At 47.0% G+C, this 20,093-nt stretch carries 15 protein-coding genes; 14 read left to right on the top strand and 1 reads right to left on the bottom strand.

Annotated elements, in window-relative coordinates:
* Positions 1–4: 4 nt before the first annotated feature.
* The gene (locus B9N89_RS32260) at positions 5–1,390 is read right to left on the bottom strand and encodes a DUF1731 domain-containing protein (RefSeq protein ID WP_200820664.1); all 1,386 of its coding nucleotides are present in this window, start codon (positions 1,388–1,390) and stop codon (positions 5–7) included.
* Between the two features lie 321 nt (positions 1,391–1,711).
* On the opposite strand from B9N89_RS32260, the gene B9N89_RS04610 reads away from it, so the two are divergent.
* From B9N89_RS04610 to B9N89_RS04545, 14 genes are all read left to right on the top strand, one after another.
* On the top strand, positions 1,712–3,094 hold the full coding sequence (locus B9N89_RS04610; RefSeq protein ID WP_132316355.1) for an ABC transporter permease: 1,383 nt from the start codon (positions 1,712–1,714) through the stop codon (positions 3,092–3,094).
* Complete coding sequence (locus tag B9N89_RS04605; protein ID WP_200820663.1) at positions 3,091–3,789, top strand: ABC transporter ATP-binding protein; 699 nt, start codon at positions 3,091–3,093, stop codon at positions 3,787–3,789. Before B9N89_RS04610 ends, B9N89_RS04605 begins: the two co-directional genes overlap by 4 nt.
* A complete protein-coding gene (gene bamA / locus B9N89_RS04600) occupies positions 3,786–6,092 on the top strand; it encodes an outer membrane protein assembly factor BamA (protein ID WP_159455142.1) in 2,307 nt (768 codons plus the stop codon). The genes B9N89_RS04605 and bamA overlap by 4 nt, the downstream gene beginning before the upstream one ends.
* 18 nt (positions 6,093–6,110) lie before the next feature.
* Positions 6,111–6,689: an OmpH/Skp family outer membrane protein gene (locus B9N89_RS04595; RefSeq protein ID WP_132316359.1), complete on the top strand. Its 579-nt coding sequence runs from the start codon at positions 6,111–6,113 to the stop codon at positions 6,687–6,689.
* 37 nt (positions 6,690–6,726) lie between these two features.
* Positions 6,727–7,251 (top strand): 3-hydroxyacyl-ACP dehydratase FabZ, encoded by a 525-nt coding sequence (gene fabZ / locus B9N89_RS04590; RefSeq protein WP_234996069.1) that lies wholly within the window; start codon positions 6,727–6,729, stop codon positions 7,249–7,251.
* A 251-nt stretch (positions 7,252–7,502) separates the two neighbouring features.
* Entirely contained in the window at positions 7,503–8,324 is an 822-nt protein-coding gene (gene lpxA, locus B9N89_RS04585; protein WP_132316361.1) for an acyl-ACP--UDP-N-acetylglucosamine O-acyltransferase, read from the top strand.
* A complete protein-coding gene (locus tag B9N89_RS04580; protein ID WP_159455141.1) occupies positions 8,321–9,502 on the top strand; it encodes a glycosyltransferase family protein in 1,182 nt (393 codons plus the stop codon). Before lpxA ends, B9N89_RS04580 begins: the two co-directional genes overlap by 4 nt.
* On the top strand, positions 9,499–11,322 hold the full coding sequence (locus B9N89_RS04575) for an ABC transporter ATP-binding protein (RefSeq protein WP_132316365.1): 1,824 nt from the start codon (positions 9,499–9,501) through the stop codon (positions 11,320–11,322). The genes B9N89_RS04580 and B9N89_RS04575 overlap by 4 nt, the downstream gene beginning before the upstream one ends.
* A gap of 131 nt (positions 11,323–11,453) precedes the next feature.
* Positions 11,454–12,482: a hypothetical protein gene (locus B9N89_RS04570; protein ID WP_132316367.1), complete on the top strand. Its 1,029-nt coding sequence runs from the start codon at positions 11,454–11,456 to the stop codon at positions 12,480–12,482.
* 261 nt (positions 12,483–12,743) lie between these two features.
* A complete protein-coding gene (gene pepF / locus B9N89_RS04565; RefSeq protein ID WP_132316369.1) occupies positions 12,744–14,603 on the top strand; it encodes an oligoendopeptidase F in 1,860 nt (619 codons plus the stop codon).
* A gap of 59 nt (positions 14,604–14,662) precedes the next feature.
* Entirely contained in the window at positions 14,663–15,229 is a 567-nt protein-coding gene (locus tag B9N89_RS04560) for a 5-formyltetrahydrofolate cyclo-ligase (RefSeq protein WP_132316372.1), read from the top strand.
* Positions 15,230–15,276: 47 nt separating this feature from the next.
* A complete protein-coding gene (locus tag B9N89_RS04555; protein WP_132316374.1) occupies positions 15,277–16,137 on the top strand; it encodes a class II glutamine amidotransferase in 861 nt (286 codons plus the stop codon).
* A complete protein-coding gene (locus B9N89_RS04550) occupies positions 16,134–18,116 on the top strand; it encodes a sensor histidine kinase (protein ID WP_132316376.1) in 1,983 nt (660 codons plus the stop codon). Before B9N89_RS04555 ends, B9N89_RS04550 begins: the two co-directional genes overlap by 4 nt.
* A 176-nt stretch (positions 18,117–18,292) precedes the next feature.
* A complete protein-coding gene (locus B9N89_RS04545; protein ID WP_159455140.1) occupies positions 18,293–19,996 on the top strand; it encodes a S9 family peptidase in 1,704 nt (567 codons plus the stop codon).
* The last annotated feature ends 97 nt before the right edge of the window (positions 19,997–20,093 follow it).

Here is a 20,093-nt window from a genome sequence, read left to right as displayed (position 1 = left end):
GTCTTTAAGCGACTTTGAAAATATCTTTGATAACGGTCTGCCGATAGTTGAATATCTCCTTAATATCCTTGGCAATAATGGGCAGTGCGACCATGCCGAATGGCAGCAGTGGCAGTTGATAGTTGACCCGATCTGTCATGAGAGTGCCTTGGCCGCAAGACTCGAACGTGTGGGTGTGGTGCCAAATTCTGTAGGGTCCCTTCAGCTGTGTGTCCACAAAGCTCTTATTCGGGTCGTAAGACTCGATCAGAGTTTTCCAGCGAATGGGTATTCCTCTCAGCCGTAACTTATATTCGATCAAACTTTCAGCCTGAATTTCTTTGGTGTTGATGTTAGTGATATGGAACTTTAGCATTTTTGGCGTGATTTTTTCTAGGTTGTACGGGTCGCTAAAAAATGGCCAGACCACCTCTGTGTCCTTCGGAAGGTATTGAAACGCTTCAAATCGAAAGCAGGGTTCTAGTACGCCTGTTCTCGGATTCTTACTGAGGTTTAGACAATTTTTTAAAGCTGCGTCGAGGTTAGCGTCGGTGTATCGGAGCTTAAATTTGCTTTTAGTCAAAGCAGTCGATTCGATTCTCTGGCCCTTGACCAAAACATCGGCCGGAGGGCCTGCCACAGCTTTCAGAATAAAGCTCGGCACGGGAATCTTGATCATGGGGCCTCTAAAGTAAGATCCCATCTGCTCGTTTAGTTCACGGCTGGTGGTGGCGCCAGCTACCCCGTTGATCTCTCCTTCGATTCGTCCATGACACGCTTCTAAAAAGAGATTTGTTAGATCATCGATGTGAATCCAGCTCTGATACTGATCTCCTGAGCCGAACTGTGGCAAGGTGTGCCAGAGCCCAGATCGGATGGTCGCTTGAAACATCGGTGACATTGCGCTTAGCACGAGACCGATGCGAACGATGCTTTGGTGTTCACACTGATTGACCTGTTTGTGAGCAGCTTCCCATGCCTGGCAAAGCCTCGCGAGATTGTGGTCTCCTGCGGGCATGCCTTCCCTCTGTGTGCTTGATGTGAACGGGTAATAGCCAATCGCCGATGCGCCGACATACGACTTTAGATTGCTTCCAGCGTCCTTCAAAGCCTTAGCAATCTGTTGAGTCGCAAGCACGCGGGAATCCCAAATAGCCTTCTCCTTGGCTTTCGTGTAAATTCCCCCAAGGATGGGCTCGCCCATGAGATTTATGACCGAGTCTAACTCTTCGAAGGCTTCTCTCGGTGGCCTGTCTTGTGGGTTTTTCCATTGAAATGCTCGAACCGGTAGCCCGTGAAAGCTAGGGTCCTTGCGCCGCGATAGGATTCGTACTTCATGCCCTTCTTGGCATAGCTTACGGCATAGCATGCTGCCGATAAGCCCTGTTGCCCCCGTCACCAGTATTTTCATGTCCAAGATTTCCCTGTGGTTCAAGTTCAGTTCCCTTTCGTCAAAAACTAGCAATCCCCTTGAGCCAGTACTATGCCGTAAAATGTAGCGCCCTGATTCTCTTATGAAAATACGAGATAAGAGCCCTGATCGTCAGAGGTGTGGCGCTCCTTCGCGGGGTGATTTCGGACACGGCAAAAAGGCGAAACTAGCCAAGAAGTGGATTTCTTGCGGGAAAGAATTTGACTGAGGGTTAACTGGGCTGGGCCGGTAAAAAGGGCGGTATCAAGAAAAAAAACATCGAAAAGTAGTGGCAATTATGCAAGCTTATATTGAAAATTGTTGGGAAACCAACATATTATCACTCAAGGTCTTCTTGGTGCCTCACGGGAACTATTTAGTGTCGGAGTTGTATTGGCGGTCATGGGATCAAAACTAAAATTTCTACAGTGGGCAGCGTGGAGGCAATTGATCGCGTCGCGATCAAAGCAAGGCCTCTCCTTTATGACTGTTTTTTCAATCCTCGGCGTGACCTTAGGTGTGGCGGCATTGATTATCGTTTTATCGGTGATGGGAGGGTTCGAACAGGATTTAAAAGGTAAGATGCTCCGCGGGCAGCCTCATCTCGAAATCCTCGCTGAAAATCCAATCCTTGGTTTTAGCCTGAACGATGTGCCCCTCGATCAACTGAAAACAGCTATTCGTGATGGCCATGGTTTTTCTCCTTTTACCCAAGGGGATGTTGTCATCAAACAAGGCAAGCACTTAGCTGCGGTCAATCTGGTTGGAGTCGATACAAAATTTGACAATTCCATGTGGGCCTTTCACGAAACTGTTGTTGATGGTGACCTTGAAAGTATCAACGAGAATCACAGGCCTTTGCTCAGCCTAGAAGAAAATCGGTCGAGCTTCCCCGGCATTATGCTTGGTGAAGGGGTTGCTGGTCAGCTCGGGGCCGATTTAGGTGATGAGGTTACGATATTATCTCCCCAGGCAGCATCAGGTGCTGTGCTTTTTTCAGGTGGAACGATTACTAGAACCTACGTTGTGACCGCTATTTTTCGCAGTCGCATCTTCACCTACGATTCAAAGTGGGCGGTGGTTCGCCTAGAGGAGGGTCGCAAGTTTATGCCTGATTATGACCCTTACTTGGACATTGAAAACTTTGTGACTGGCATTGCTGTGAATGCGGATGACCCCTACGATGTTGATGGTATTGTGAGTCGACTCAAGGCACAGTTTGGGCAGTTAAATTTCAGAACTTGGAAGGATGCAAATAGTGCCCTTCTTTTCGCACTCCAGCTCGAAAAGTACACGATGGGTGCCATCCTTATGCTGATCGTTTTGGTCGCTGTGTTTTCTATTTCTGGAACTATGATGATGACGGTCTTTCACAAGAAAACCCAAGTCTGTTTGATGCGTTCCTTGGGGATGACGCAGAAGGATATTGCTCGTCTGTATATGTTCCAAGGGGGAACTATCGGCTTTTTGGGCATACTACTTGGTCTTGCTCTGGGGCTTGGGGTCTGTTTTATTCTTCATGAGTCTCGCTACATTGATATGCCTGCCAATCTAAATTCGATTCGCGGCCTACCAGTTAAGTTTTTGCCATTCGAGTATGCTGTGATTTGTATTATGGCATTTATGCTGACAGTGCTAGGAGCTTTGTATCCTGCGCTTACAGCGTCTAGACAAAATCCGTCTTCGGGGTTGAGGTATTCGTGAGTTCTAATCATCCAATTATTCAACTTAACAACATCCATAAGACCTACGAATTGACTAAGCAGAAGGTTCAAGCTCTGCGAGACGTCAGTTTGAAGATAAAAAAAGGGCAGGTTGTTTCTGTTACCGGTCGCTCTGGGTCGGGAAAAAGTACTCTGCTCCACGTCACAGGAACGTTGGATCGACCCACAGCAGGTCAAGTGATTCTCGATGGTAAGGACGTTTCGACGGTGAGCGACCAGGTGGCATCCTACTATCGCAATCGGACAGTGGGTTTTGTCTTCCAGATGAACAACCTTTTACCGGAGTTTTCTGCATTGGAAAATGTTATGATGCCGGGACTTGTGGCAGGGGGCGTCAAGCAGGCTGTTGCTAAACGAGCAAGGTTTCTGCTTGAGTCGGTTGAACTCGGTCAACGGATCGATCATAGGCCTGCCGAATTGTCGGGTGGTGAGCAGCAAAGGGTTGCGATTGCTCGCGCTCTTCTCATGGAGCCACCTGTATTATTAGCTGACGAGCCTACGGGCAACTTAGATAAGAAGAGCGCTGAAACTGTGGAAGGACTGTTGTTGGAATTATGTCGAAAAAATGGTGTGACAATGTTGTTAGTGACCCACGATATGGAGCTTGCCAAAAGGTTGCCCGACCACGTCATAATGGAGGATGGGGCAATCAAGGAACTTGGAGGGTCTTGGTGAAACGTCTTATAATTGGTTTACTTCTCCTCCTCGTCCCTATGTCGGCGACAGCAGCCGAAATCATCAAGAAGATGACAGTTAGAGGTAATGCAAAGGTGGAATCGGAAGCGATTCTTACAATCCTGCAAACCCAAGTCGGGAAGGGCTTATCCTCGGCAGTGGTTCGTGATGATATCCTTTCTCTTTATGATCTAGGTTATTTCTCGGACGTTCGATTCTACAAAGATAAGGTTTCCGGTGGTGTTGAAGTTATCATTGAGGTTAAGGAAAAACCGTCCGTAGTTGAGATTGTCTACATCGGGATGGATGAACTGGGTGAAGACGACTTCAAGGAAAAGATGGAGACAGAGCTGTTTACCATCGTTGACGAAGGCGCCATAACCAACGATGTGCGGATGATCGAAAAAGCCTATCTAGAGAAGGGGTTTTACCTAGCAAAGGCTAGTTTCAAACTGGTGCCAGTGCCAGACAACCCCCAGCAGGTGAAGCTTGAAATCATAGTCGACGAAGGTGGTAAAGTCCTGGTCGGCGATGTGCACATCTTGGGCAACGAATACTTCTCCGATAGTGAGCTTATCAATCAGTTCTTTTCCCAGCCCTATACCCGCAGTTCAACGTTCTCGGCACCGGGTTCTGTATACAATGACGATTTTCTTAAGCGTGATACTGAGTTCATGGCCTACCTATACAAAGATCAAGGCTTTGCTGAGGTTAAAGTCGCTAAGCCAGTCACGGTTATGGATTCCGATCGAGAGTTTGTGCGAATCACTTTCGAGGTAGAAGAGGGTATTCAATACAGTATCGGCTCGATTGATTTTGCAGGGGACTTGCTCTACGAAAAGGACGAGCTACGAGATTGGATGCAGTTGAAAGATGGTGATTTATTCCGCTTTAGCCTTTTCCGCAAAGATATCGAGATGCTCATCGATCGCTATGGTGATAAGGGGTATGCCTTTGCTGACGTGAATCCAAAACCACGATTCGATCGCGAGAAGAAGCTCGTTCACCTGGTCTACGACATTGATAAGGGTGAAAAAGTCTACTTTGGTGAGTTTACCTTCGTTGGAAACACAAAGACCCGCGATAACGTCATCCGACGAGAGCTTGAGGTTACAGATGGGGAGCTCTATAGCGGTACCAGACTCAACTTATCAAAGCGAAATATCGAACGTTTGGGTTTCTTCGAGGAAGTTCAAACGATTAAGAAGCGCGACCCTGAAAAAGCCAATGTGCTGAACTACAAGTTTAGAGTGAAGGAAAAGCCAACCGGTCAGTTGCAAGCTGCTTTGGGCTTTAGTCCGAGTTCCGATAGCGATGAAAACCGCTTCTTCGGTCAAGGGCGTTATAGTGAGGAAAACCAAAGTGGCTATGGTTGGAAAACCAGTTTTACGGGGCGATGGAACGGTGGGAATAACTACTCTCTTGAGCTTGGCTTCAGAAACCCCAGAGTTAACGATTCTTACTGGTCTTTTGGCGTCAATGGCTTTACCAGAAACGAGGTGCGACTTCTGACTTCTGACGGTGTTCAGGTGCAAGAGTCTCGCAATGGAGTGAGCGTTTCTGTTGGTCGAAGAATTATCGAACTGATTCGTGCCGCCATAGCTGTAAAATTCACCAAGATTACGCAGGACTCAGATGTCTTCATTCTTCGTAACTTCGATCAGGACGGTCAGTCTCACTCTGTTGTCCTGAGTCTTTCTCGTAATGATACCAACAACTATATCGATCCTTCCGAAGGTTCCAGTGTCCGTTTAAGTCAGGAAATTACCGGCGGCTTGCTCGGCGGCGATCGGAATTACTACGAGACTTTGTTCGACGGTGCCTATTATTTCCCCATCGATTTTACCGACACCTATCGGACTTACTTCAAGTTTCACAGCTTGTTTGGCTTTTTATGGCCAATGGGCGACGAACAGATACCTTTATTTGAGCGGTACGTTTTAGGTGGTCCTGAAAACCTTCGCGGTTACGATTATCGGTCGGTAGGTCAAAAGTTTACTATTATTCGCGCTCCAGGTGGATTCCCTAGTGAGGTGGCCTATGGTGGTAACAAGCAGGCGCTTTTCCAATTGGAGTACTTCTTCCCTGTGATCCAGCAGGCAAATATTAAGGGACTACTGTTCTACGATACGGGGCGGGTTTATTCCGAGGACGAGCCGGTGGAGTTTAAGGACTTCTCTAGTGATGTTGGATTTGGTTTCCGATGGATCACACCTGTAGCGCCATTCCGATTTGAGTGGGCTTACCCTATTGTCGATGGGGATCTTGGTGATTTAGAATTTATTTTCTACTTAGGATATTAATATTAGAAAGGTGTCTCGATGAAAGTTGCGAAGATTATGGAATCTGTTTGGGTTGGTCGTTTGGCTGTGTTGTTGACAATCGCCTTAGGGGCTACCAACGGAGTGTCTGTCGCGAATTCTCCTAAGAGCGCTCGCTATGCTGTTGTTGACATGCAAGCAGTGATTCTCAATGTAGAGGAAGGCAAGAAAGCGCGGGCTGACCTTGAAAAAGAGATCAAAGCCAAAGAGAAAGAACTTTTGGGTCGTAAGCAAGAGCTTGATAAAATGAACAAGGATTGGCAAGAGCAGTCGCCGCTCCTTAGTGAAGAGGCTCGAAAGAAGAAGCAAATGGAGTTTCAGCAAAAGTTTATGGCTCTTCGTAATGACGAGATGCAGTTCCAGCAGGAGATCAAGCGAAAGGAACAAATGGCAACACAAAAAATTGCCGTATCCGTCAGTCGGTTCGTTAATGATCTAGCTAAAAGCCGTGGCTATGAGATGGTCTTTGAGGCCAATAGCGCCGGTTTACTTTATTTGAAAGATCCGGTTGACTTAACCAAAGAGGTCGTAGAAAAATTCGGTAAAGCATCGAATAAAAGCAAGTCTGCTAAAAAGTAGATATCTATGACTGAAGGCTCCAAGGAGGGTTAAGTAAATGGCTGATATGACGGTCCAACCGGGATCGAGTGGTTCCAGGATTCATGAACCTATCGTTGGAGGAACCAAGAATGCGGAGTCGGCAATGAGTGTTCCTAACTCTATGGATGTAATTGAAATTCAACGACATCTGCCACACCGCTACCCGTTCCTATTGATCGATCGGGTTCACGACTACAAAGCTTACGACTTTATCAAAGGCTGTAAGGCAGTATCAGTATGTGAGCCTATATTGCAGGGTCATTTTCCTGGGAACCCTGTCATGCCAGGGGTTCTCATGATCGAAGCGTTGGCGCAGGCATCAGCCATTCTTGGGAAGGTAAGCAAAGGCGAAGCCTGCGATACCTGTTTACTCACGGAAGTCACCGAAAGTCGCTTCCGCCGCATGGTCGTTCCAGGTGATGTCTTAGAGCTTGATGTGAAGTTGTTAAAGTCCCGCAAGGACTTCTTCTGGTTCTCCGGTGAAGCATCTGTGAATGGAGAAATGGCTGCGATCGCTAAGTTTACAGCTAAATTGGCTTAGTTGGCGTCTGTCTTGAAATAGAGTCGGGGTGGTGTGACACCGCTGAGACGGAAAGGGCGAGTTGGTTTTAGAAGCAAAAGTGGAGTTTTAGCCGATTCCAGCTGCTGAAGAGTAGATCAGTACTGATGTACTAAAGAGGCATATGATCATGTTTCCGTAACCAATTCGTCATTGCAAAGCAAGAAAAGGCTCCTTATATTCGGAGTCTTTTCTTTTTAGAGAAAAAAGAGCACTTAAAGAAGGGTATCAGGATGTTCGATTATTCAAGCTTTGAACCTCAGACCAGCCGAGTCGGAGATACACAGATCCACCCAAGCGCCATTGTAGCAAAGGAAGCTCAGTTGGATCGGGGTGTTGTGATAGGGCCGAATGCCATTGTTGGCCCGCGGGTCTCCCTGGGGAAAAACGTTCAGATTGGAGCGGGAGCTATCATCTCTGGTACGACCACCGTTGGCGAGGCAAGTCGAATCTTCCCATTTGCCACAGTAGGATCAGATCCTCAGGACCTCAAGTACGAGGGTGAAGAGACCATCGTCAAGATTGGTAAAAATAATAATATTCGCGAGTATGTCAATATTTCTTGTGGGACCGTCGGCGGTGGCGGTGAGACCACCATGGGCGACAATAACTTAATCATGGTCTATTCCCATGTTGCTCATGACTGCCATATTGGCAGTAACTGTGTTTTTGCGAATGGCGTTCAGCTAGCAGGTCATGTGGTCATTGGCAACCAAGTTGTCTTCGGCGGTATGTCTGGAGCTCATCAATTTTGCCGCTTTGGCGATCGGGCTATGATCGCAGCTGGGGCCATCGTAGTGCAAGATGTTCCTCCCTATTGCATGGTACAAGGGGATCGCGCCCGGATCAGCGGCCTGAATGTCGTTGGCCTTCGCCGCTCAGGTATGCCACGAGAGCGGATTTCCCTTGTTAAAAATATGTTCAAAATCCTCTATAATGATAACCTGACACTCGAAGATGCCATTGAGAAAATTGTCCAGGACGTTGAGGATGCAGAAGAACGATCCGTTTTCCTTGACTTTCTGCGCAGCAGCGAAAGAGGAGTTTGTCGTTGAAACGACCTACCTATTTTATTTCTGGTCGCTCACCATCAGCGGATGTTCTTGCGGCCGAGCTGGTTTTAGCCATTCGGGAGCGATACAGTAAGGTAGAGGGTTACGGGATCACAGGGGCTGCAACCGAGAGAACAAGAATTCCTAATATTTCAAATTTGAAAGACTGTATGGATCACCGGCTACATGAGGACGGCCTGGTCACTGCAGAGAGTAAGAAACTAGCCGAGACGATCATTGACGAGATCGATCAATTAGCCCCCCAAGTCGCGATTCTTGTTGGCTACTCTCCATTTCACCACCATCTGGCAAAATATTTTAAAAGTCGTGCGATCCCAGTTGTTGTTTATGGGATGACGCCTATGAGTGGCTGGCAGGGAGTTACCGCAGAAGACCTGAAAGGGGTTTTGAGCGCGGTTCTGGGCATGTTCCCCGAGTGCGAGAAAATTGTGGCTGACGCGGGAGTGGAGTATGACTTCATCGGCTCTCCTCACCGAGATCGAGTGGATCGTGTGAAAGTTAGTGCAGAAGCCTTGGGGCTCGACCCTGATCAGATGTTGATGAGCTTTCTCCCTGGGTCCCATTTGGAATCAGCCCGCACCATTCTGCCATTTATGGAGGAGATTAGCGCCCACATCCGCAAAGAATTGCCCCAGATGCAATTTGTTGTGCCACTCACAGCGTATCTCTACCAAAAAGCTCAAGCAAAGCTATTTGATCCCAAAAAAATAAAGCTCGCCTCATTGCCAGGCACTGGCAAAAAAATCATGACCTATGGCAATTTCACTATGGTCGAAGGCATGAGTTTAGAGCTTTTATCCCTGTCTAGGGTGGCTATGACTGGCATCGGTGCAAGCTCTCTTGAGGCTGGGCTCAGTCGTATTCCCTTTGTTGCCTGCTATCACGGGGATCAGCGCCAAGAGCCGGTATGTCTTGCCAATCAAGTTGCTAAGTCGCAGCTTGGCCCTGATGTTCACATCGGGACTGATCCCGGCCCTGTGGCTCGTCAGCTTCTTGATTGGATCACAGATGATGCCAAGCGAGACCTTGCAGTTGATAAATTGAAAGTTTTGCGTAAAAAACTTAAGGGCTTTGCCGCTGAGAACGCGGCAGACATCATTGGCCAATCGATTGTCCAATGGAATTTGAAAAAACGCAGTAAAGGTGCTCAAAGCGCATGATATCCAACTTAAGATTGCCAGGTAGCGCCCGTGAGAGATTTCGGGCGCTTTTTATTTCCCCTATATTTGATCAACCCAGTCGTGTTTTTATTATCATCGTTGCACTTCTCGGGCTCTCAAGCTCCCAGAGTCTGTTGATTCTGCTAGTGGGGCCATTTTTCAAGGGCCTGTTCGGGCTTGGTGTTGAAGCGGGGATGATTCATTTAAGTGCCCTGCTGCCAGAAAGCATCATGGAAGTCATACCAAGACTTGGTGGTATTACGATCGAGCGGCAGCAGTTAACCTACGGTGTGCCCGCGGCCATGTTTGTTGCAGCTCTGGTAAAAGGCCTATCTTCCTTTTTTTTCCATTACAACCAGCAGGCTTTGGCATTTCATGTTGCCAAGCGTTACCGAGACCGCTTGTTTGCTGCTGTAGTAGGGATGCCATATAGCGAAATTTCTCGCCGGATGCCTGGTGATTGGATGTCATTGGTCATGAACGATGTTCTTTATCTCCAATCGCGATTTTCCGAGGTTCTATCAAGTGTGGTCAAAGACTCGGTATTGATCGTCTCGGCATTTTTCGTAATGTTTTTGCTCCACTGGCCTACCGCATTGGTGCTGTTGCTGCTTTCTCCATTTTTCTTCGTCTATCTAGGGAGAAAGGGACGCAAGATATCTGCCTATGCAGATGCTTGGCAAAGGCGGTTGGCAGGCATGTCTGCTCGTATTCTGTCATTGAGGCAACGATTTAACTTTATTCGTGCGCAGGGTGGTGAAAGGCGAGAGCTGGAGCTATTCGATCGCCTCAATGATGACTACTACAAGATGATCCGCAAAAGTATCTTTTTACGGGCTGTAATGGGTCCTGCAACGGAGTTTAGTGGCTTTGTCATCTTTGCTGTCGTTCTTTTTCTGATGGCACAAAGCATTTGGATTCCCGATTTTGGCCCTGCGGAACTCATTCAATTTTTTGGTGCATTGGGCCTTCTTTTGAAGCCTCTTAAAGTTTTGGGGGAGCAGTTCGCTCGGATTCAAGAAACCGCAGGAGCCCTTAAAGAAAGCCTTTCGATCTTTCAGCTAGCGTCCCAATTCGAGGATAGTAGGCTGCACCATCAGGGTCGCCCCGTCCCTGATGCCATCCAAATTAGAACCCTTCGAAGTGGTTATAACCAAGTGGCTGCGATCGTTTGCGAAGATCTACACTTGGTTCGTGGCAAGACGGTAGCTATTGTCGGGCCCAGTGGTTCTGGCAAAAGCACCCTCATCAAATCACTTGTGGGATTAATCAAGCCGCTTACCTGGGAATGTGATGATTGCAGCTGGGAAGATCTTGCCCAAGAGTGTTCATTTGTCAGCCAGCGGCCATTTTTCTTCTCTGACACCATTCGAGCGAACCTTAATTACGGTCTTCCCGCTCCGGCTAGTGATCATGAAATGTGGCAACTTTTAGAGCAACTGAGCTTGAAAGATTTGATTGAGTCCTTAGCCGATGGGCTTGATAGCCCCGTTGCGTCTGTTCGTTCAAATTTTTCCGGTGGACAGTTGCAACGTTTGGTTCTTTGCCGGGCATTGCTACGCCAACGTTCCTTTTTAGTGATGGATGAAGCAACCTCGGCTGTCGATGCCAGCAATGAGGAGACCATCACCAAGCTGGCCATTAAAAAAGCGAAGGATGATCAAGTTGGGCTACTGTTTATCACTCATCGACTCCGATGGCTTTCTTTGTTTGACGAAGTTTGGTTTGTGGAGAGTGGGCGAATCATTTTGAATGGGTCTCACGAGAGCCTGATGGCCGACAAACGCTATGAGGACTACCTCCAGACCGCTCATGACTGATCCCAGGGCTGCAAATATTTCCCTCCATATTGAAATGACATGGCGCATTAGACTACACTTGTTATAGGGGCATTCTCTTGGAGCCTCTTGTATTGAGTCGAGTGATTCATTGTCTCTCTATGGAGTCGGGGATGAACGATAATAACGATCCGAATTCGAACGTAGCTTTTAATACCAACACAAGCCCGGATACTCAGGCCAGCACGAATCCGTTTACAGGGGATTTGAAGGGAGAGTTTTCAAGCGACTTTGGTACAAACACCAATGCAGTATCTCAGATCTTTAAGAGCAGTAGCTTTAGCTCTGAGAATCGCACCAAGTACATAGCGATTGGTGCCGTCGTCATCCTAGCCCTTTCAGCCATCGCTTATATTATGACCGATCCAGGCAGTGATCCCTTCGAAGATGAATTCGCAGATGAGATGGCAGATGATGCTTTCCCAGAAGACGCGGAAGATCTTGATGATGTTGGGATGATCGATGATGAAGACCAAAATATGGCTGAAGACGATGCCCCGATGGAAGAAGATATGTCTGGAGAGGCGCCCATGGAAGAGGGTATGGACGACATGGCAGGAATGGAAGCTGCGGCTGAAGCTCCGGTCTCGACCGGCGACTTCACCTTGGTCGCGCCTCAGAGCGGGGCTCGGCGACCGTACGATGAAACCATGGCGCCAGCAGAGTTCACTTGGGAAGGTCCAGCAGATAGGATCAACTTTTCACGAAGCCCGAATATGCAGCCATTGAGTAAGTCAGTACCTCTCAACGGTGCGACTTATTATGCTTTAGAACATCCTTATCCTGGTACCTGGTACTGGCAAGTGGTTAACGCTGATGGCGCGAGTGAAGTGCGAATGTTTAGAGTTATGGCCCCTGAGCGGCGAAGCTTCCCTGTTTCGCAGCCGGCAGAAGGGGGGAGTCTAGCTGCCAACGGCGGTGTGGTTGCCTGGCAGGCTGGGGATAAAATAGCGCGTTACTCCGTAGAAATGGTCGCAGCAGGTGCCAGCTTCGCGCAACCACAGCATCGCTTTGGCACTTCAGGAACCAGTGTCGCTCTTCAGGGAGTTTCCCCAGGATCTTACGATATTCGCGTCGGAGCTTTCTCAGAGGTTTCAGGTCGTTGGGAATGGCAATATATCCGGAATGTCTCCGTTCAATAAGCCCTTTGTTTTATAATATATCTAAGCTCCTATCAGTTTTGGTGGGAGCTTTTTTTATCCCAGCCCTGAAGATTACCCACTCATTCAGTCTGAAAAGTGTGTCGCTCCCTCAGTGAAAGTGGGCTGTGATCTCTGGCTCATTGCCTAAAGCCTTAGGAATGCTTAATTTTATACATGTTATGAAACAGACGGGCAGGCGACTATTTTGCGGCTTGGCAAGTATCTTCACAATCAATATGACATGCTATCAAGGGGAATAACATGATACCAAAGTTTTTATGCTCCATCGCCATTGTTGCGAGTGCAAGCAGTCCGGCATGGGCCGAAACAAAAGGACCCGAGTGGGATCTCACCGAGCTTTACCCATCTAAAAGCGCTTGGCTGAAAGCAATAGACGAAGTCAAGGGTGACGCTAAACAAGTGGATAGCTGCAAGGGGACGATGCTCGCGAATTCTAAGAACCTTTACTCTTGCCTCAGCAAAATATCGGGTGTTCGTAAGGAACTTTACCGGATTTCGACTTGGGCGAGTTTGCAAATGGCTAGCGACAGTCAGAACAGGACCCATATCGAACAAAGTCAGCTAACCCAAAGCTTGAGTCGAGATATCCAAACCCAGTTTGCCTTTGTCGAGCCAGAGTTGGCGACTCTACCCGAAACGAAATTGAAGCGCTTTTTAGTTGAAAATAAGAAACTCAAAGCATTCGATCAGTATTTACGAAATGCGAGAATTCAGGCGAAGCATATTTTGAGCCAGAAAGAAGAGAAGATTCTATCGGCGATGCAACCACTTGCTGGAGGCTCTGTTGGCGTCTATAGCATGCTATCGAACGCTGATATTGAGTATCCTACCGTCACCTTGAGCGACGGGTCGAAGGTGGTAGCCAACGCTGCTGGTTATGGCAAGGTTCGGCAGTCTAAAAACAGAGATGATCGGAAAATGGTTTTTGAAGCGTTCTATAGTACTCTAAAGCAGTACGAGAGAACCTTTGGCTTGACCCTCTATCAAAGTGTCCAGAATCGTGTGACCACTGCCAAAATAAGAAACTACCCGAATGCCCTAAGCGCTGCCCTCGGTAGCAACCAACTTCCTGAAGAAGTTTATCGCAACCTAGTAAGCCAAGTGGAAAAAAATCTTCCTACCCTTCATCGTTACCTGAAGTTAAAGAAAGACATCATGGGTTTGAAAACCATGGAGTACCATGATTTATATCCCACCCTGCTTAAGATCGACAAAGACTACACTATCGATCAGTCTCGAAAGGATCTGCTAGCGGCAGTGGCTCCTTTAGGGGGTGACTATCAAGAGCGCTTGAAAGATGCGACAGGCAAGGCATGGATGGATCTTTACCCAAGAAAGGGCAAGCGTGGTGGCGCGTTCATGAGTGGTGTTGCGTATGATGTTCATCCCTATGTTTTCTTAAATCACCAGGATGATTATAACTCTGCTTCGACCTATGCCCATGAATGGGGTCACGCCTTACATTCTGTCCTGAGCAATGAGAAGCAAGACTTTGCAAAAGCTCGCTACGCGACATTTGTGGCGGAAACTGCGGCAATCGTCAATGAGGTACTGCTATTGGATCATAGTTTGAAGAACGCGAAAACTGATGGCGAGCGACTCTTCTACTTAGACTATGCAATGAACTTTTTGAGAACCACGTTTTTCAGACAAACTCAGTTTGCTGAGTTTGAGCTGAAGCTACATGATGCCGTGGAGAAGGGTGAGGCTCTTTCTGGGCAGAAAATTTCAGAGATCTACGGGAACATCCTACAGCGTTACTATGGTCATAAAGAGGGTGTTGTTCACATTGACCCCAGCTACCACACTGAATGGGCGTTCGTTCCCCACTTCTACTACGGCTTCTACGTTTATACTTATTCCACCTCGATTGCAGCGGCTTTCAACTTTGCAGAAAAGATTCTAGCTGGTGACAAGGAAGCCTTGGACCGGTACCTGACGATGCTAGGTGCCGGTGGCTCGAAATATCCTCATGAGTTATTCATCGATGCAGGCCTCGATATGACGAAGCCAGACGCCTACACACCGATGATCAATAAGGCGAATGAGTATATGAAAGAGATGGAAAAAATTCTCCAAGACAAGAAGGCGAATAGCTAGGCTGTTCATCCTCCCATTGCAATTCCTTCCTGGCTCGCTATATTGAGTCAGGAGGAATCATGGATAAAAAGCAGCAGCTACGAAATGACATGCGTGTCCTCAGAAAGACACTGCCCCAACGCAAGGACCAAGAAACTGCGATCCATAAGCATCTCATCTCTTACCTTTTAGATCGAAATCACAAGGGGCGCATTCTCAGCTATCTTGCAGTCCAAGATGAGCTTGACCTAGAGCCTGTGCACCAGATGTGTTTGCAATCGGGGCTCAGTCTTGCGGTGCCTAAGGTTCTAGATTGGAAGGCCGGAATCATGGAGTTTTTCGAATGGCCCAAAGATGGGGTTTTTAATGAAAACCGTGTCGGAATCCTAGAACCTAGAGACACCGCTACTGTCGAGCCAGCAACGGGCGACATCGTTCTAGTGCCGTGCTTGGCGATTGATAAAAGAGGCTATCGCCTTGGCTATGGCGGCGGTTTCTATGATCGCTTTTTAGCTAAACACCCAGATTTGACCACTATTTGTCCAGTTTTTGATAAGCAGTTTATCAGCCGGGTTCCGGCAGAGCCTTATGATCAACCCATTCAGTTCGCTTGCCTCTCATCCGGCCTAACATCTTTAAACCTTTAGTTTTTCAAGATTCTTCCGACCAGTAGGAAAGCACCAGGAGTCTATATATGTGTCGCTTGTTTGGCTTTCGCTCCGTGATCCAGAGCCAGGTACACAGCTCTCTCGTGGGAGCAGAAAATTCGTTTATGACCCTTAGTTCCGATCATCCTGATGGTTGGGGGGTAGCCTATTACATTGAAGGCTCCCCTCATGTCATGAAGTCGGAGTCGTCGGCAATCAACGATCACCTCTTTCAAAAGGTCAGTGGCCTTGTTGCATCGCAAACTGTTCTCGCCCATCTGCGAAAGGCTACTTTAGGAACCGTTAATGTCGCGAACACTCATCCCTTTCAATATGGCAAATGGGTCTTTGCCCACAATGGCAATATCAATCAATTCGATTCCTATCGAGATGAGCTATTGGCTTTGATTCCCATGGGAATGAGGCGCTTTATTCTAGGTAATACAGATAGTGAAGTTATTTTCTTTATTATCCTCGCAGAACTTGCTCGCAAGGTTAGCCTCCGTGAGAGATCTATAACAGCAACGACGTTGGTGGCAGCGATCAAGATTGCGGTCAATAAGATTTGCGACATTATCGGCCCCTACGAACGACAGCACAGTAAACCCAGCTTAACTTACCTTACGTTTATCATCACAAATGGAGAGGCCATGGCGGCCCACCACGGTGGGCAACCGTTATGGTACTCCACCTACAAGAATAAATGCCCGGATCGGGAGAGCTGCCCCAGCTTTAACGAAGTTTGTGAGTCTCCAAGTCGGTCAGGGTATGTCAACCATCTTTTGTTCTCCTCGGAGCAGATCGATGGTGAGAACCTCTGGCAAGAGATGCTGCCTGGCGCCATCCTTGCTACTGATCAAACAATGATGATGACTTATGGTCGCTCGGCAGGGAGGGACGACGCTTGACTGCACGTTGTCACATCTTGTTGAGCTTGGTTTGCCTTCTGTTAGCAGATCTTGTCATGGCGCAGGTGTTCGATGCAAGCTCTTGGACGCAAGACGAGCCCCTCTATCTTGATGGACATTGGTACTTGAAGCGTGGTGAACTCGTCGACCCCCAGGATGTGGACTATCAAAATCTTCAGGCTTGGGACGTCGTCGATATTCCTCAAGACTCTATCGTGCCTGTGGGGCAATCTTTTGTTGGTACCTTTGTTGCTGTGATTCGTGGTTTGCAAACAGATCGCGAGCTAGGTGTTATGATTCCTAACGTCTATACGAGTGGGCGCTATTTTATAAAAAGCCGTGATAGGGTCCAGATGGTAGGGGCGTCGGGAAGGGTCGATTCTGATCCATTGCGATCGGAACCGAGCTATCTGGAAGTGAATGAGGTCATCGTTCCCGATGAATCCGAGCTGTTGCTCATTATTCAGGTGTCGAATGCGACCCACAGTCGCAGTGGCATTCGTGATTCGGTAACCCTAGCGTCACCGGCCTATATTAACCTATACGAAACCAAGCAAAATCTATTGGGTGGGGCGATCTTTGGCATTCTACTGATGTTTGGGATCTATCATCTCGGCTTATTTATTCAGCGGCCACGCTCACGGGAAAATTTATGGTGGGGGCTGATCTGTTTAGCTTTTTTTATCAATCACTCCAGCATCCTTGCTGTATCCGACATCAATTCTTCTGAATATATGAGTTATATAAGCCGCCATCGAACGCGTTATCTGACAAGTGTGATCATACCCTGGTTGTTTTTCTTTTATATCGATACTCTTTACCCCTTCCGATATAAAATTGTTTTGCGGATCTATTCAGTCATGGGTTTTACCCTACTATGCCTGGGCCTCTATTTCCAACCTCAAGTCTACACCGCCTTTGTATACGCCCTACAGACCTATATTTCGCTCACCGTCTTTCATGTTGTGAGTCGCTTGTGGGTTGCAACTAAAAATCGTGAAGCAGGTGGCATGGCTTCGTTGATCAGTTTCGTTATTTTGACCCTAGGAGTAGTGAACGATATTCTCTATAACGAGAGAGTCATCAATAGTGCCTATCTTACTCCCTATTTTTCAATTTGCTTTGTCATTACGCAGTCGCTCCTGCAAGGCTACTTTCATGCACTTTCACTTAAACAGGTGACCTATCTTTCAAGAGACTTGCAAGAGCAGGTGGACGAAAAAACTAAGAGTTTAGATGATACCAATCAGGAATTAAAGGCTCAGGTCCAGGAAACCAAGCAACTGGTGAAGGTGATCTCCCATGATATCGCCAACCCTCTTTCGATTATCGTTGGTGCCGCTGAGCTTTTGAGTCGTCGGGTTCCAGAAGATGATAGTGCGGGCCAAAGGTTGATTCTCAAGATTATCCGTGCGGTTGAAACCCAAGAAAGAATACTAAACCACATCAAGCATATGCAGGCTATTAAAGACGGCAAAGAGGCTATGGATCTGGTTCCTATCAACTTGCGAGAAGCCTTGGATGACATGTGCTTTGCCTTTGAAGAACGCTTAGCAAAGAAAGAAATCAGTTTAGACGTGACCTTTTCAGACGAGCAGGATTTCATTGCCATGGCTGAGAAAGTTAGTCTTGTCAACGAAGTCCTGAACAATCTTATGTCAAATGCTATAAAGTTTAGTCCTCATGGTGGTAAGATCGTTATTGTGGTTTCAAGAGAAAAGGATCATGGGATCGCTATCCGTCTTATCGATCAAGGGATCGGTATACCCGATAAGCTGCTTACGGATCTTTTTGAAGTGGGTAAGCCCACAAGTCGACAGGGTACCGAGGGAGAAAAGGGGACCGGTTTCGGTATGACCATTGTTAAATCTTATGTAGAAAAATACGGCGGTCAGCTAAGAATTGATTCGAAAGATGAAGAGGATCACCCTAATGACCATGGGACGACCATGACTGTTGTCCTCAAAGAAGCTAGCTAAGCCTAGGGCCTTACAAATATTTCAGGCCTTTAGTGGCTGAGAAACCATGAGAGATTCGAATTATTAATGTGACATAGACCTTATCTAGCTCTCATAATTTGTATCTTACACTCTACGGCATGATTGCTGTAGAGGAGAAAACATTGTTAAGTCATTGGAAGAATAAATTTATTTGTATGTCATGGTTAGCATTAGCTGTCTCATGTGCAAGCTCTAAAAATGATGAGATCAACAGTCCACTGAAGGGACAAAAACAGCCCCCTTTAGTCGATCTGAAAGACTTTTTTAGAAATCCAGAAGTGAATCAGTATCAAATTTCTGGGAATGGTAAGTATCTGGCCTTTTTAAAGGAACATCAAAACCGGATGAACATCTTCGTATCACCGGTTTCAGATTTTACTGACAGTAAGCGTCTCACCTCGATTACCGATCGGGATATAAATACGTTTTTTTGGAAAGCAGGCAAAATTATTTATATCCGTGACAATGGCGGTGACGAAAACTTCTTCCTCACCGCTGTTGATCCTAAAACCGGAAAGGAAACACCTCTTACCCAAATTAAAGGGGTTAAAACCCAACTCATCGATGCCTTAGATCAAATCGATGAATCTCACATTATAGTGGGCTTAAATGAGCGAAAAAGAGAAATTTTCGACGTGTTTAGAGTGAATGTCCATACCGGGAAAAAGACTCTGATCTTGGAAAACCCTGGAATGTACACCGGATATCTAACCGATCATAAAGGCCAATTGCGCGTAGCCTCATCTACGGATGGCGTGAACACCTCACTATTCTATCGTAAGTCTGAAAAAGAAAAGTTCCAGAGGCTCCTTACCACAAACTTTAAAGAGTCTATTGCACCAATTCTTTTCACCTTCGATAATAAAAAGCTGATCGTTGCTTCGAATCGAAACCGCGATAAATTAGCCTACTTTGAGTTTGATCCAGAAAAAGCACTTGAGACCAAACTCATCTTTGAATCTCCGAAGGTTGATGTCGAGAGACTGGTCTATAGTAAGAAAAAGAAGCGCCTTATTGCTGCAATGGCCTATGAAGACAAGCCTAAATGGACTTACTTTGACGATGAGTGGAAAAAGGTCAGAAAGTCCATCGAATCTAAGCTGCCAAAGTACGTCGTTGGTATCTCTAGTTATGACAGGGATGAATCTGTTTATGTGGTTCGTTCTTTTAGCGATCGCTCATTAGGTGCCTACTATCTCTATCGCAAATCATCGGACCAGCTGAAAAAGATTGCTGAGGTTTCCCCTTGGCTAAAGGAAAAGTATATGGCTGAAATGAAGCCAATCACCTATACAGCCCGCGATGGAGTCAAAATCCATGGTTACTTGACCCTTCCGGTGGGGAAGAATCCGAGGAATCTGCCTTTCGTGATTAATCCTCATGGCGGTCCCTGGGCCCGCGATCGTTGGGGCTACAATCGGGAGGTCCAATTTCTAGCCAATCGTGGATACGGTGTTCTTCAAATGAACTTTAGGGGCTCCACCGGCTACGGACGAAAATTCTGGGAAATGTCATTCAAAGAGTGGGGGCGATCCATGCAAGATGACATTACTGATGGGGTTAAGTGGCTGATTAATGAGGGCTACGCGGATCGAGAGCGGGTTGCTATATATGGTGCCAGTTACGGCGGCTATGCGACACTAGCTGGAATTACATTCACCCCTGACCTATATAAGTGCGCGGTGGACTATGTTGGGGTTTCCAACCTTTTTACCTTTCAAGAAACGATCCCTCCCTACTGGGCTCCCTATAAGGCAATGTTAGAAGAGATGGTTGGACATCCAGAAAAGGATAAAAAACTATTGCAGGCAGCGTCACCTGTTTTTCATGTTGATAACCCAAATCCGAAATTTTATTAGACAAGCTACCCTAAAACTTAACTTCTAGATTTTTTTCGCTCCTAATGTATTAGTCGACCTGAGTATTCGGGTTCGAAATATGGTTTCAGTTTTATTT

The sequence above is a fragment of the Pseudobacteriovorax antillogorgiicola genome (genome assembly GCF_900177345.1).
In the GTDB taxonomy this organism is placed as follows: domain Bacteria; phylum Bdellovibrionota_B; class Oligoflexia; order Oligoflexales; family Oligoflexaceae; genus Pseudobacteriovorax; species Pseudobacteriovorax antillogorgiicola.
This window is presented reverse-complemented; position numbering and strand designations above follow the sequence as displayed.